General features: G+C 66.1%; 11 protein-coding genes. 5 read left to right on the top strand and 6 right to left on the bottom strand.

Translation table 11 applies throughout. The features are described 5' to 3' along the window. The first annotated feature begins 47 nt into the window (after positions 1–47). Entirely contained in the window at positions 48–944 is an 897-nt protein-coding gene (locus ACO056_RS07145; RefSeq protein WP_421853908.1) for an amidohydrolase family protein, read from the top strand. Here the strand turns inward: ACO056_RS07145 and ACO056_RS07140 are convergent, their stop codons facing one another. Continuing rightward, positions 945–2,474 carry an amidase gene (locus ACO056_RS07140; protein WP_421853905.1) on the bottom strand — a complete coding sequence of 510 codons (1,530 nt, stop codon included), beginning with the start codon at positions 2,472–2,474 and terminating at the stop codon, positions 945–947. It lies immediately after the preceding gene. A gap of 185 nt (positions 2,475–2,659) precedes the next feature. On the opposite strand from ACO056_RS07140, the gene ACO056_RS07135 reads away from it, so the two are divergent. The 3 genes from ACO056_RS07135 to ACO056_RS07125 all read left to right on the top strand — a co-directional run bounded on the left by ACO056_RS07135 (position 2,660) and on the right by ACO056_RS07125 (position 5,356). After that, positions 2,660–3,550 carry a DUF808 domain-containing protein gene (locus ACO056_RS07135; RefSeq protein WP_421853902.1) on the top strand — a complete coding sequence of 297 codons (891 nt, stop codon included), beginning with the start codon at positions 2,660–2,662 and terminating at the stop codon, positions 3,548–3,550. Positions 3,551–3,716: 166 nt separating this feature from the next. Next, entirely contained in the window at positions 3,717–4,559 is an 843-nt protein-coding gene (locus ACO056_RS07130) for an enoyl-CoA hydratase/isomerase family protein (RefSeq protein WP_421853899.1), read from the top strand. Next, on the top strand, positions 4,556–5,356 hold the full coding sequence (locus tag ACO056_RS07125; RefSeq protein WP_421853896.1) for a GDSL-type esterase/lipase family protein: 801 nt from the start codon (positions 4,556–4,558) through the stop codon (positions 5,354–5,356). The genes ACO056_RS07130 and ACO056_RS07125 overlap by 4 nt, the downstream gene beginning before the upstream one ends. A 210-nt stretch (positions 5,357–5,566) precedes the next feature. Here ACO056_RS07125 and ACO056_RS07120 read toward each other — a convergent pair whose 3' ends face one another. The 5 genes from ACO056_RS07120 to ACO056_RS07100 all read right to left on the bottom strand — a co-directional run bounded on the left by ACO056_RS07120 (position 5,567) and on the right by ACO056_RS07100 (position 12,424). After that, positions 5,567–5,872, bottom strand: a complete 306-nt coding sequence (locus tag ACO056_RS07120) for a hypothetical protein (protein ID WP_421853893.1) — start codon at positions 5,870–5,872, stop codon at positions 5,567–5,569. A 342-nt stretch (positions 5,873–6,214) separates the two neighbouring features. Continuing rightward, positions 6,215–7,972 carry an N-acyl-D-amino-acid deacylase family protein gene (locus ACO056_RS07115; RefSeq protein ID WP_421853890.1) on the bottom strand — a complete coding sequence of 586 codons (1,758 nt, stop codon included), beginning with the start codon at positions 7,970–7,972 and terminating at the stop codon, positions 6,215–6,217. Positions 7,973–8,044: 72 nt separating this feature from the next. Then, positions 8,045–9,316 carry an amidohydrolase family protein gene (locus tag ACO056_RS07110; RefSeq protein WP_421853887.1) on the bottom strand — a complete coding sequence of 424 codons (1,272 nt, stop codon included), beginning with the start codon at positions 9,314–9,316 and terminating at the stop codon, positions 8,045–8,047. 40 nt (positions 9,317–9,356) lie between these two features. After that, complete coding sequence (locus tag ACO056_RS07105) at positions 9,357–11,303, bottom strand: alpha/beta fold hydrolase (RefSeq protein ID WP_421853884.1); 1,947 nt, start codon at positions 11,301–11,303, stop codon at positions 9,357–9,359. A 164-nt stretch (positions 11,304–11,467) separates the two neighbouring features. Beyond that, positions 11,468–12,424 (bottom strand): hypothetical protein, encoded by a 957-nt coding sequence (locus ACO056_RS07100; RefSeq protein ID WP_421853881.1) that lies wholly within the window; start codon positions 12,422–12,424, stop codon positions 11,468–11,470. A gap of 100 nt (positions 12,425–12,524) precedes the next feature. On the opposite strand from ACO056_RS07100, the gene ACO056_RS07095 reads away from it, so the two are divergent. Then, positions 12,525–13,484: a TauD/TfdA family dioxygenase gene (locus tag ACO056_RS07095; protein ID WP_421853878.1), complete on the top strand. Its 960-nt coding sequence runs from the start codon at positions 12,525–12,527 to the stop codon at positions 13,482–13,484. The last annotated feature ends 47 nt before the right edge of the window (positions 13,485–13,531 follow it).

Genomic DNA, 13,531 nt, shown 5'->3' with positions numbered 1-13,531 from the left:
CTCGTCCTGAGCTTGTCGAAGGACCACAGCGCGACGGAAGGAACCTCATGACCAACCACGCATCTGGCCGCATCACCAGCTGGCACGCAAGCCCGTCGAAACCCCGCTACACCCCGCCCCCCGGCGCGGTCGACGCGCATTGCCATGTGTTCGGTCCGATGGCGCAGTTCCCCTTCAGCGCCAAGGCCAAGTACCTTCCCGAAGACGCCGGGCCGGACATGCTGTTTGCCCTGCGCGATCATCTCGGCTTCAGCCGCAACGTCATCGTGCAAGCGAGCTGCCACGGCACCGATAACGCCGCCACGCTTCACGCCATCGCGCAAAGCAATGGCCTCGCCCGCGGCGTCGCCGTCGTCGATCCCGCGATTTCCGAAGCCGATCTCCACGCCCTCCACGCAGGCGGCATCCGCGGCATCCGCTTCAACTTCCTCAAGCGCCTCGTCGATGATGCGCCCAAGGACAAGTTCCTCGAAGTCGCCCGGCGCCTCCCCAAGGGCTGGCACGTGGTGATCTACTTCGAGGCCGATATCCTCGAAGAACTGCGCCCCTTCATGGATGCGATCCCGGTCCCGCTCGTCATCGACCACATGGGCCGCCCGGACGTGCGCCAGGGCCCCGATGGCCCCGACATGCGCGCCTTCCGCGCCCTGCTCGATGCGCGCGAGGATATCTGGTTCAAGGCCACTTGCCCGGACCGGCTTGATGCGATCAAGGAAGGCGGCGCGGGCGATCCGTGGGATGCCTTCGCCGCCGCCGTCGCCCCGCTCGTCGCGGCCTACCCGGACCGCTGCCTCTGGGGCACGGATTGGCCGCACCCCAACATGGACACCGAAATCCCCGACGACGGCCACCTCGTCGACATGATCCCTCGCATCGCACCGACCGCAGAGCTCCGGCAAAAGCTCCTCGTCGATAACCCGATGCGCCTTTACTGGTCCGACTGATCAGGCCAGCGGCGGTTTCCTTGCAAGAATATCGCCGCTCACCGCCTCCCACGCCGCCGCCGCAGCAAGACACGCTGCATCGGCGTGGACCGGCGCGATGATCTGCAAACCCATCGGCAGCCCTGCCGCCCCAAACCCCGCCGGCACCGCCACCGCCGGGCAGCCGGTCATCGTCACCAGACAAACCGCCTTCATCCATTCGTGATAGGTGCGCATGGTCTGCCCGGCGATTTCTTTCGGATAAGTCCAGTCCGCCGGAAACGGAAACAGCTGCGCGGTCGGCATCACCCAGTAGTCATAGCGCTGGAACAGCTTGTGCACCGCCCGGCTCCACCCGCTCCGTACCGCAGACAAGGCATTGATATCGTAGGCCGAAAGCGAAAGCCCGCCCTCCACTTCCCAGACCGCCGCCTCCTTCAGCAGCGCGCGCTTTGCTGGATCGCGGTATAGCGCCAGCAGGTTGCCCCCCTGCTGCCAGTTCCGCAGCTTCACGAAGGCCTGCCACGCCTGCTCCACGGGGAAATCGGGCACCGCCTCCTCGACCACGGCGCCCATATCCTCGAAGCGCGCCAGCGCCTTGCGGCAGGTCTCCAGCACGCCGGGCTCATACGGCACCGCGCCGCCAAGATCGCCCGACCAGCCGATGCGCTTGCCCTTCATCGCCTCGGCCCCCACGGCGCGGAAACCCTCGCCGCGGCCCTCCAGCATCATCGGCTTGCGCGTGTCATAGCCCGCCTGCACCGATAGCAGCAGCGCCAGATCGGCGGCAGAACGCGCCATCGGCCCCGCCACGCCCATCGAGACCTGCCAGTCATCCGGCCCGTCCCCCGGCACCCGGCCAAGGCTGGGGCGCAGTCCGAAAACGTTGTTCCACCCCGCCGGATTGCGCAGCGAACCGCCATAGTCGCTGCCATCGGCCAGCGGCAGCAGATCGAGCGCCAGCGCCGCCGCACCGCCCCCGGTGCTGCCCCCCGCCGAGCGCGTCAGGTCCCACGGATTGCGCGTCACGCCCCACACCGGGTTGAACGTATGGCTGCCCAGCCCGAATTCCGGCGAGTTGGTCTTGCCGATAAAGATCACCCCGGCCTTGCGCAGCCGCTCGACCATCAGGCCGTCAGCCGCGGCAATCTGGTTCCGGAAAATCGGCGATCCCATCGTAAAGGGCAGGCCCGCAACCGCCGAAAGCTCCTTCACCGCATGCGGCAGCCCATGCAGCGGTCCGAGCGCTGCGCCTGCCCGCACGGCCATGTCTGCCGCTTCGGCCTGCTTCAGCAGCCCGGCCCGGTCCTGCAGCGCGATGATGGCGTTGACCTTGGGATTGAGGCGGTCGATCCGGTCGAGATAGGCCGTCATCACCTCGACCGCCGAAACCCGCCGCGCGGCAATCATCCCGGCAAGCTTGTGGCCCGGCAGCGCGGTGAGCGGCCCCGAAACTGGTGCCGCCCCGGCCCGCGCCTCGGCGAGAACGGCAGCGGATGCGGCGGCAAGCGCCAGAGCGGACCGCCGGGTAAGGCGCGGAGTATTGATCATCCCTGCATCAAAGCGCGGCTAGCCGGTGCTGGCAAGTGGGCCGCATCAATCGCTCAGCCCCCTCCTCTTCAGAGGAGGGGGTTTGGGGGTGGTGGCGGACAATACAAAACCGCGCCACCGCATCACCGCTTGCCCTTGCCCCGGCCCACCCGCTACCCTGCTGCAGTGCACCAACAGGAATTGCCATGCCCGGCGGACTAGCTGCCCTTCTCGACGATATCGCCACCATCGCCAAACTTGCCGCCGCCTCGCTCGATGATGTGGGCGCGGCTGCTGGCAAGGCGGGGATCAAGGCAGCCGGCGTCGTCGTCGATGATGCTGCCGTCACGCCGAACTACGTCACCGGCTTCACCCCCGATCGCGAACTGCCGATCATCTGGCGGATCGCCCGCGGCTCGCTGTTCAACAAGCTCGTCGTCATCACTCCGGTCATCCTCGCGCTCTCGGTGCTGCTGCCCGCCGCCATCACGCCGATCCTCATGCTCGGCGGCACATACCTGTGCTTCGAAGGCGCCGAGAAGGTGATCCACGCGCTCTCGCACAAGGAGGACCTTGCCGAGGAAGCCGAAGTTCTGGTCGAGCCCGGCCACGAGGACACCATGATCAAGGGCGCGATCCGCACCGATTTCATCCTCTCGGGCGAGATCATGGTCATCGCGCTGGGCGAAGTCTCGGCCGAGGGCATCGCCCTGCGCGCAGCCGCGCTGGTGGTGGTCGCCATCGCGATCACCGCCGCAGTCTACGGCGTTGTCGGCCTGATCGTGAAGATGGACGATATCGGCCTCAACCTCGCGCAGCGCAGAAACGGCGCCACCCGCGCGCTGGGCCGCGGCCTCGTCCGCGCCATGCCCAAAGTGCTCTCCGCCCTGGCCATGATCGGCACCGCGGCGATGCTGTGGGTTGGCGGCCAGATCATCGTGCACAGCGCCGGCGTGCACCCCGCCGAATGGCTCGGCCTTGACCACGGCTTCATCGCATGGCTCGCCGATGTCGCCATCTGCGGCCTGATCGGCCTTGCTCTCGGCTCGGTCATCGCCGGCGCGCTGCATCTGGCAAAGCCCGCAAAGGCGAGCTGACAGCAAAGCTCCTCCCCATTTTTCCCTGAGTTTATCGAAGGGGCAAACGGGGAGGTGGCCCGCGTAGCGGGTCGGAGGGGCAAAGACGCTGCAACCAGCCCCCCAAGGCCGCCCATTGCACACCCCCCGATCCCCACTATGCTCCCCGCTCGAGAGGAGCCAAATCATGGCCTACGACACCTACAAGCTGCTCCGCATCCAGCAGGAGGGCGCGCTCGTCACCGCCGTGGTCGATGCGCCGCCGATCAATGTCATCACCGCAGACCTGTTCGGCGAACTCGCCGCGCTCGCCATCGAACTCGAAGCCGATCCCACCGCACTCGTCTTCGTCCTCAAGAGCGCCGATCCCGATTTCTTCCTCGCTCATTTCGATGTCGCACTGCTCGTCGCCATGGCCGATGCGCCCACGCCCCCCACCGGCGATCTCAACACCTACCACGACATGTGTGGCCGCTTTCAGCGCATGGACAAAGTCACCATCGCCCAGATCGAGGGCCGCGTCGGCGGCGGCGGGGCCGAGCTCTCGATGAGCTTCGACATGCGCTTCGGCGTGCTCGGCAAGACGGTGATCAACCAGATGGAAGTGCCCATCGGCATCCTCCCCGGCGGCACCGGCACCCAGCGCCTCCCCCGCCTGATCGGCCGCGCCCGCGCGGTGGAAGTGATCCTCGGCGCCATGGATCTCGATGCCGAAACCGCCGAAAAGTGGGGCTGGCTCAACCGTGCGCTCCCCGCAGACCAGATCGACGCGCACGTCAGCACGCTCGCGCGCCGTATCGCCAGCTTCCCGCCCGAAGCCGTGCGCCTCGCCAAGCAATCGATCGAGGCCTCTGCCCTTCCGCTCGACGAAGGCTGCCGCAACGAATCCGGCCTGTTCCAGACCCTCCTGTTCAGCGACACCGCGCGAAAACAGATGCGCCGCTTCCTCGAACTCGGCGGACAGACGCGGGAGGCGGAACTGCGAGTAGCGGAGCTGAGCGCAGAAGTGGCGGGAGGACCTGCGGGATGAAGACCCGTTCGCTTCTGACCTCGGCGCTGGCGCTTGGTCTCGCGCTCTGCCCCGCCTCTGCCGCGCTGGCGCAGGCACCGCAGCACTTTGTCGCCGAAACGCCCACAGCGCGGGTCGATTACTGGCAGGTGCGCGCAGCCGATATCGCGCGGCAATTGGCGACGCCGGAGAGCCTGAAGCCCATCCGCCTCGTATTCGTGGGGGATTCGATCACGGACTTCTGGCACCTCGATGCCAACCCCTGGTTCCCCGGCAAGTTCTGCGGCCGCGCCGTGTGGGACGAGACATTCGGCGGCACGAACCCGGCATGGGCCGCGCTCAACCTCGGTGTTTCGGGCGATCGGATCGAGCATGTGCTGCACCGCCTCCAGCCCGCAGAGCAGGGCGGCGAAGGCTGGCTGGACCGCGCGGACTTGCAGCCAGATCGCGTCTTCGTGCTGCTCGGCATCAACAACTCGTTCGATGCGGAAAAGCCCGCGGTCGAAAGCATTGTGCGCGGCGTTTCGGCCACGCTCGCCCGCATCCGCGAGCGCAAACCGAATGCCCAGATCGTCGTCCAGTCACTGCTGCCCACCGACGATCCGGCAAAGAACCGCGATCTGGTCCAGCCCGTCAATGCGGCGCTGGTTGCAATCGCCGCAAACGGCGCCAACATGCGCTACCTCGATCTCTATTCCGGCTTTGTGGACGCCGCAGGCACCCAGCGCCGCGAACTGTTCAACGACAGCCTGCACCCCAGTCAGACTGGCTACCGCGTGTGGCGCGACCGGGTCGTGGCGTTTCTGAAGGCCGACTAGCCCCTGATAACTTTATTCCGTCACCCCGTGCTCGACACGGGGTTGGGCTTTTCTTCCGGCGAAGCGACAGAAAACAAAAGCCTAACCGCGCGCGGAAGCAGTTTGCCTCCGACAGGCACCAGCCCTCCCCATTTTCACGAAGTGCAAATGGGGAGGTGGCCCGCCGAAGGCGGGTCGGAGGGGTGAGGACGCTGCAACCCGCACCGCGCCTCAGAATCTCAACTTGAAATGCACCATCGCCCGCTGTGACGAAAATCCGCCGACATTCGCGTTGTCAGCCGTGACGGCGATGCTCATCCTGTCGTTAAGCCTGACTTCGGCGCGCGGCAGGATCGTCGCTTGCTCCACCGACAAGTCCCGGTAGCGATAGCGTACATTTGCATCGGGCCGCGCACAGACGACAATCTCGCCGTCCACCGGCTGCGGATTGCATCGGCGGGAAATGCCCAGATCAATCTTCGCCGGCAGGTTTGACGCAAGCGATGGCAGGGCCTCCGCCAGAACGAGCAGTTCCATTGCATGCTCCCAAGCTGACAGACCCTCGCGCATTCGCAACCGAACACAGCCGCCAGCAAATGTCCGGGTATCCTGACACTTAAAGCGCCCCACGCAAGCCCTCTTCCTTCAGCAATCCAGGGGCAGGACGTCATCCGCGGTCCACCCCATAAATAACAGACGCGTCTGTTATTTAAAAAGCGCTGTCCTACAGCAAGCCAGCTGCGGCATGATCCCCGAATGCCCCGCGAATCCCACGCAATTCCGTCATTTCCGGCCCTCCAAAGGCAAGACGGGAGGAGCCGCAAGGGGCGTGACACTTTCCGCCATGGACTGTGTCAACTGTGTCAACTTGCCGCCCCGTCAGCTCCGCACCAGCCGACCCGGCCGCGCGCCGGTGTCGGCATCGTTTTCGCGGATCATCACCCCGTTGCAGAAGGTCGCGGCATAGCCCTTCACCGGCTGCATCAGCCGCGTCCCGCCCGCCGGCAGATCATGATGCGCAACATGGGGCGAGACGGTGAGGGCATCGTAGTCGATCACATTGATGTCCGCCCGCTTGCCCACTTGCAGCAAACCGCGATCACCAAAGCCATAGAGCGCAGCATTGCGGGCGGTCTGCTTGTGGACGAGGAATTCGAGCGGCAGCACAGGCCCGCTCCTGCGGTCGCGGGTCCAATAGCTCAGCTGCGTCGTCGGCATCGTCGCATCGCAGATGAGCGTGACATGCGCGCCCGCATCGCTGAGGCCGGTCACGGTATCTGGATGGCGCAGCATTTCTTCCAGCACGGCAAGGCTCTTGGGCTGGTTGTCGCGCGTCAGCGCCTGAAAGCTACGGCCCTCGTCTTCCAGCATCGCGTCATAGAGATATTCCAGCGCATCGCGCCCTTCCGCCTTGGCCTTCGCACCGATCGAGGCGGACTTTTCGGCCTCGAGATTGATCGGCTCGGTCAACGGATAAAGGCTCGCCGCGCCCCGGCGGAACAGGCCGTAGACGTTCTGCATCGAACCCGGCGCTTCATGCGGAACATCGCGTTCCGAGAGAATCTGCCGCTTGATCTCGGGATCGCGCATCGCTTTCACCCGCTCGGCCAGCGGCAGGTGCGCGAGGCGTTCGAGGTAAGTCGGCCGGCGCATGAAGGCGTGATAGCTGCTGAGCCCGTGGATGAACCCGATGATCCGCGAGGGCACTTGCGGGAAAAGGTGCGCCCCGCCTTCGTTGGCCTCCCGGCAGCGGTCCAGCATCTGCCGCCACAGATCGGGCGCATATTCGCGGATCTCGACCAGCGTGAACGTCAGCGGGCGCCCGCTTTCCTCCGAGATGCGGCGGAACAGTTCCAGTTCCGCCAGCGGTTCGCTGCGTTCGCCGCCCAGCGCCTCGAGCTTGCCGACAGTGCCCGCCGGGATCGCCTCGATCACTCCCTTGCCGAGCTTCCTGAACCGGCGGGCAATGGCGAGCAATTCTTCCTCCGGCGCGAACGTGCCCGGCACCGGCTCGCCCCACAGCGCGCGGTGGCCGATAGTGCGCGAGGTGGAAAAGCCGACCGCGCCCGCCGCGACGGCTTCTTCGACCAGATCGGCCATCCGCTCGATTTCTTCCGGCGTCGCGTCCTCGTTGGTCCGCCCGCGCTCACCCATCGCGTAGTAGCGCACCGCGCCGTGGGCGATCTGTGCGCCCACATCGATCGCGTACGAACGGGAGGCGATATAATCCATGTATTCGGGGAAGCTCTCCCAGCGCCCCCACTCGATCCCTTCGTAGAGCGCGGTGCCGGGGATATCCTCCACCCCCTCCATCAGCTCAATCAGTTCCTTCTCCTGCCCCGGCCGCACCGGCGCGAAACCGACGCCGCAATTGCCCATGACCACAGTGGTCACGCCGTTGTGCGAAGAAGGCGCGAGCTCGTCGTCCCAGCTGACCTGGCCATCGTAATGCGTGTGAATGTCGACCCAGCCGGGCGTGATGATATGCCCCTCGGCATCGATCTCGCGCAGTGCAGTGCCCGAGACTTTCGCGCCGACTTCAGTGATCACCCCGTCCTTGAACGCGATGTCGCCGATAAACGGCGCGGCGCCCGAACCATCGACGATCTTGCCGCCGCGGATGATCACGTCATGCATCAGGCTTTTCCCTCCAGCGTGTTTCCAGCGAGGATAGGGCAAAGCGGCGCGCGGCGCGCCCAGCAAAAGTGCTCAGCGCACCACTTCGCCGCCCTTCATCACATGGGCGACCCGCGTCAGCACCGCGATATCGGCGGTGGGATCGCCCGGCACCGCGATCATGTCGGCAAAGTGGCCGGGCGAAAGCGCGCCGACGTCCTTGCTCCAGCCCATCAGGTCCGCCGCGCTGGTGGTGGCGGCCTGGATCGCCTGCATCGGCGTCATCCCGAAGCGCACCATGTAGGCGAACTGCCGCGCGTTTTCGCCGTGCGGATAGACCCCTGCGTCAGTCCCGAACGAGAGCCGAACGCCCGCCTTGACCGCCTTGCGGAAGGCCTCGCGCTGCGCCTCGGTCGTCTCGTCATTCTTGCGCAGGTAGTTCTCGGGCCAGTGCTCGCGGCGGCCGACATCGGCGATGTAGTCGCCGTTGTAGACGTCCATGTCGAGCCAGACGCCTCTGGCCTTGGCGAGCGCGATGCCTTCGTCGTCGATCAGGCTGGCATGCTCGATCGCGCGGACCCCGGCGCGGATCGCGGCCTTGATCCCGCCCGCGCCGTGGGCATGGGCCGTCACCCACGAATGCCGCGCCGCCGCGACTTCGACCGCCGCGCGCATCTCGTCCTCGGTGAGTTCCTGCTGGCCCGCCTCGGTGCCGCTTGCCAGCACCGCGCCGGTCGCGATCAGCTTGATCGAATCCGCGCCGTGCTGGAACAGGTAGTTGACCTTGGCGCGCGTATCGGCGGCATCGGTCACCACGCCCGCGCGCATATCATCGGGAACGCGCACCTCCGGCGAAAAGCCGGTCACTTCCCCGCCGCCGCCCGGCACGGTGATATACGCGCCCACCGCCTGCATGCGCGGGCCGATCACATCGCCGCGATTGATCGCATCGCGCAGTTCGACATCGGCAAAGGCGCGGAACGAACCGACATCGTGCACCGTGGTGAACCCCGCCATCAGCGTGGTGCGGGCATTGCGTGCGCCGATATAGGCGATCTCCATCGGCGAATGGAGCAGCGGCTCTGCCACGTTGGAAGTCTGCCCGGTATCGGCAAGGTGGACGTGGCAATCGATCAGGCCGGGCAGGACGGTGAAGGCGGACCAATCGACCAGCTTCGACCCATCAGGTACCGGGCCATCAGGCAGAACTGCCGCGACCCGGCCATCCTCCACCCGCAACAACCGCGCACCCAGCACCGCACCCGCTTCCGGATCGACGAGGTGCCCGGCGCGAACATAAAGCGTTTCGGCATGGGCGGGCATGGCGGCAAGGCCAAGCGCAGCGGCGATAAGAGCACGGATCATGGATAGCATCCTGCCCCATCCGCGCGGAGATGGCGAGTGCTCAGGGCGCGGGGTTGTACATGGTCAGGAAGGCTTCCAGCTTGTCGAGCCAGAGCTGCTGATTGGCATCGCTCGAAAAGCCGTGCCCTTCGCCCTTCAACGTGATGAATTCAAAAGGCTTTCCCGCCTTAGCCAGCGCATCAGCATAGAGCTTGGACTGCTTGTAGGGCACGCGCTGGTCGGCATCGCCGTGCACGATCAGCAGCGGCACCTTCAGCTTGTCGATCGCAAAAAGCGGCGAGACGGTGGTGAGATCGAAGGTCTCTTCACCCTGCACCGTCCGGCGCCAGTCCTTGCGGTAGCGCTTCGAGATCTTGAACGCGATCTGGTACTTGAGCTGGCGCTTCAGGTCCGAAATTCCGGCAAAGCTGGCCGCGCAGCGATAGCGCTCAGGATTGCGCACCGCCCCCCACAGCGCCGCATAGCCGCCATAGGAACTGCCGACGATGCACACCCGCTTCGGATCGATGGTGCCCTGCTTCGCCAGCCAGTCCATCCCGTCATCGAGATCGTCCTGCATGGCCCGGCCCCACTGGCCCTCGCCCTTTTCGTAGAACGCCTTGCCATAACCGCCCGAGCCGCGAAACTCTGGCTGAAGCACCGCATAGCCGCGGTTGGCGAGGAACTGCACCTCGACATCGTAGGTGCCGTCGTCGCGCACATCATAGGGGCCGCCATGAGGCAAGATCACCAGCGGCAGGCCCTTCGCCTCGCGGCCCCTCGGCAGCGTCAGGTAGGCCGGAATATCAAGGCCGTCGCGCGTCTTGTAGGTGGTATAGCGCGTCATGGTCAGCTGGGCGGGCTTCAACTTGTCGTTGGCCTCCGCGAAGAGCTGCATGATCCCCGCGTCCCGGTCGAAGACGTAATAGCGCCCTGGATCGTTGGACCCACCGATATGGACGAGCATGCGCCCGCGGTCGCGCGTGTAGCTGACTATGGTCGCCATCCGGTCGCCGACCGCCCCCTTCACCGCATTGTCGATGGCTTCCTGCACCTTGCCGAGATCTGCATCGAACCAGTGCGCGCGCGGGCGGTCGTCGGTGTACCAGGCAGCATAGAGATTGGCGCCATCAAGCTGCGTGTCGAAATCGTCGATATCGACACCCGGCGCCTCGAACACCATCTCGCCGCGCTTGCGCGTGGCGAAGTTGAAGCGCCACAGCGCGTAGCGCCCGGTCTTCTCGTTGATCATCATCCGGTAGCCCTCGTCGCTACCCTGATAGATGCGGAACGCATCGAACCCGGCCTCGTCGTCGTTGTTGTCGGCCCGCACGACAGTGCGGAAACCCTCGCCATCCTTGGCGCGGTAGATCATTTTCCAGCTGCTGTCGCCGAACAGGAAGCCAGCGCGCACCACGCCCTTGTCGTCGGAATACCAGTCCCAAACTCCGGGGCGCGGCGCGACGACCTGCTTCGCCTTGTTGTTGGCAAGATCGATCGTGGAAACGCTAGGGTAGTCGAAGATCGTTTGCTGGAAGGCGAGGAGGATCGACTTGCCCTCGGGATCGACCCACAGCACGTCGTCGCCGGTAAGCCCCTCGGTCTTGCCGCCGATAAAGCGCTGTTCACCGGTGGCGAGGTCGTAGACGAGCAGCCGCGTCTGCCAGGCATCGTCGCCATCCCAGTTCACCGTTTTGCCCACGCTGAACAGCACCCGATCGTTGCCGGTCCAGCGAAACCAGTTGAAATCGAGCGAATCGCCGGGATTGAGCAGCTTGGATGCGCCGGTATCCGGCGTGAAGATGCTCAGCAGCTTCTTCCCCTTCATGGTCACGTAGGCCGCAATCCGCTTGCCATCGGGCGAAAGCCGCGGTGAGGAAAGAAAGGGCAACCGGGACAGGATCGCAGTCGGGATCTTGTCCGGCGGACCAGCCTGGGGCGTGGCCATGGCAGCTGGTGCAGCGGGAGGCACATCGGCGGCCATCGCGGACAGGGGTGCCAGCGCCATCAGACCCGCCACCAGCCGGCGCAACGCGCAATGCCCCCAGCTTGCGTGAACCAACTCCGCCTTCATGACGCCCCCGCCTTCCAGTATCGATACGCAAGGCTAGGGCTTGCCCTTGGACGGCTCAAGCCCGGACTTCATCGAAATCGACCATAATGATTGGTTTCTTACAGCGTGGCAGCTGCGATCTGCGCTTCCAGTGCGGCGAGATCGGGCACGCGCCGCTGCGCCTGCAGCCGCACTTCGGCAAGCTCGGCGCCCAGCTCCCTCAGCAGGGCGGCGCGCCGCTCCAGCCGGGCGGCATTGTCGAAGGCCTGACCAGGGCGCTTGGAATAGGTGCTGAACAAGGGCCCTGCCGTCACCTCGGCGATGCGTAACGGGTTCGCTTCTCGGCCCAGCTGCGGCGCCAGCGCAGCCAGCGTCGCACCCGGCTCTGCATAGAACCGCTCGGCATCGAGCGTGCGGGCATTGGGCATCATGGCGAGCGCGGCGGCAAAGGCGCGCATCTGCCACAGCCACAGCGCAGCAAGGCAGGCCGCGTCGCTGGCATCGGGGGATGCACCCGCAAAGCGCCCCGCAATATCGCGCACCCACCCGCGATGCTGCGGGCTGCGCAGGACGGCGAGCGCGTAGTCCTCGAGGCCCAGATAGAGAAAGACCGCTGGCGCCGACGGATCAGCCGCGACAATCGCAGGCAGCAGCGCGTTGACCGGCACATTGGCCTTGATGAGCGTCGGCTCCTCCCCGCCGTACCGCCGCCCGAGCATGGCGAGCACCAGCTGCAACCGCGCGGGATCCGGGGCGAGCGCGAGTTGGCGCAGCGCCATCGGTTCACGCAGCACGAGGCCGGAGGACATCGCCTCCACCGCGCGGGCAAGGAGGGTGGAACCGCAATGAGCGACATGAAAGATCCACGCAGCGGTGCGTGGCGGCGGAGCGGCCTCCGCCAGCCTTGCCACCGGGATCAGCATGGCGCCCTCGCTCGCCGGCGAGATCCGCGCATCGAGAAAGATCGAGCGCGCATAGGCCTCCCGGTCCATCGGCACGATCACCGCGTCCGTCCCCTCGAAGGAATGGAGATAGTGATCGGGCGAAGCGGTGATTTCGGCGGGCGTCAGCGACATGGGGGCAGCATAGCGGGGTTTGGCCCGGCAAGGAAAGGCGAGCACACACTGCGCCCCTTCCGCTTGCGGGAGGGGTCGGGGGTGGGTTAGGCCGCAAACAATGGCCTTGATCGACCCTCCTATGCCCGGTCGCCCTTATGCGGTGATCGCGCCGTCCGGCAATGAAGCGCTGGATACCCTCGATCCGGCGCTGGTTGAGGCGGCCTACAAGGAGCACGGTGCGCTGCTGCTGCGCGGCTTCGGCGTAGGCCTCGAAGCCTTCCGCCGCTTTGCCCGCAGCCTTTGCGCCACCGCCGTGATCAACGAAACGCCGGGCCGCGCCGTGCTCGATGCGGCGCAGGCCATCCAGGGCGTCGATGGCGGAACCAACGCCTTTGCGCTTCACCCCGAACTTGCGCGGGAGCCGTGGAAGCCCGATGCCGCGCTGTTCGGCTGCCTCAGCCCGCCCGGAACCGGCGGTGAGACCACGCTGTGCGACGGGATCGCGCTGGCCGCTGCGCTCCCGAAGCATGTGCGCGCCGGGCTCATGGGGCGGCGACTGGTCCACGTGATGGGCGTCTGGCCCGAATTGCTGCGCTTCTGGTTCGGCACCGAAACGCCGAGCGATGCGCTGCTGGCGAACCCGCCGCGCCCGGTGCCCTATCGCTTCTTCCGGTTTCCCGATGGCCGGATCGCGCGCGAGTTTTCGAGGCCTGCGCTGCACCAGCCGATGTTCGCCCCCGGCACCGCTTTCGGCAGCTTCCTCCTCTTCGCGCGTTTCAACAACGGGCGCGGCACCTTTCCGCTGCTCGACGATCTGACCCCCGTGCCGGAAGACTGGCTGCAGGCCATTCACGCCACCGGCGAGGCACTGACTGCCGAAGTACGCTGGCAGGCGGGCGATGTGCTTGTGCTGGACAACACGCGCTTCCTCCACGGCCGCCGCGCGATCACGGACGCGGCCGAGCGGACCATCGCGACTTTCTTCGGGTATTTGCGCTTTGCAGTGCCCGATACGGAGGAAATGCCGGATGCGCCCTGGCGGCAGGGGGATTTCAGGCCCCCGCTGCCGCCGGTCTAGAAAACCCCTCCGTCAGCCCTCACGGGCTGCCACCTCCCCATTTGCCC

Origin of the sequence: Novosphingobium sp. (assembly GCF_965228995.1) — a bacterium.
In the GTDB taxonomy this organism is placed as follows: Bacteria; Pseudomonadota; Alphaproteobacteria; order Sphingomonadales; family Sphingomonadaceae; genus Novosphingobium.
This window is presented reverse-complemented; position numbering and strand designations above follow the sequence as displayed.

Bases quoted from the DNA above. Each gene is read 5' to 3' on its own strand.
- ACO056_RS07105 (WP_421853884.1), bottom strand. From the start codon at position 11,303: ATGGCGCTGGCACCCCTGTCCGCGATGGCCGCCGATGTGCCTCCCGCT.
- ACO056_RS07115 (WP_421853890.1), bottom strand. From the start codon at position 7,972: ATGCATGACGTGATCATCCGCGGCGGCAAGATCGTCGATGGTTCGGGC.
- ACO056_RS07125 (WP_421853896.1), top strand. From the start codon at position 4,556: ATGAAGACCCGTTCGCTTCTGACCTCGGCGCTGGCGCTTGGTCTCGCG.
- ACO056_RS07140 (WP_421853905.1), bottom strand. From the start codon at position 2,474: ATGATCAATACTCCGCGCCTTACCCGGCGGTCCGCTCTGGCGCTTGCC.
- ACO056_RS07145 (WP_421853908.1), top strand. From the start codon at position 48: ATGACCAACCACGCATCTGGCCGCATCACCAGCTGGCACGCAAGCCCG.
- ACO056_RS07130 (WP_421853899.1), top strand. From the start codon at position 3,717: ATGGCCTACGACACCTACAAGCTGCTCCGCATCCAGCAGGAGGGCGCG.
- ACO056_RS07110 (WP_421853887.1), bottom strand. From the start codon at position 9,316: ATGATCCGTGCTCTTATCGCCGCTGCGCTTGGCCTTGCCGCCATGCCC.
- ACO056_RS07100 (WP_421853881.1), bottom strand. From the start codon at position 12,424: ATGTCGCTGACGCCCGCCGAAATCACCGCTTCGCCCGATCACTATCTC.
- ACO056_RS07135 (WP_421853902.1), top strand. From the start codon at position 2,660: ATGCCCGGCGGACTAGCTGCCCTTCTCGACGATATCGCCACCATCGCC.
- ACO056_RS07095 (WP_421853878.1), top strand. From the start codon at position 12,525: ATGGCCTTGATCGACCCTCCTATGCCCGGTCGCCCTTATGCGGTGATC.
- ACO056_RS07120 (WP_421853893.1), bottom strand. From the start codon at position 5,872: ATGGAACTGCTCGTTCTGGCGGAGGCCCTGCCATCGCTTGCGTCAAAC.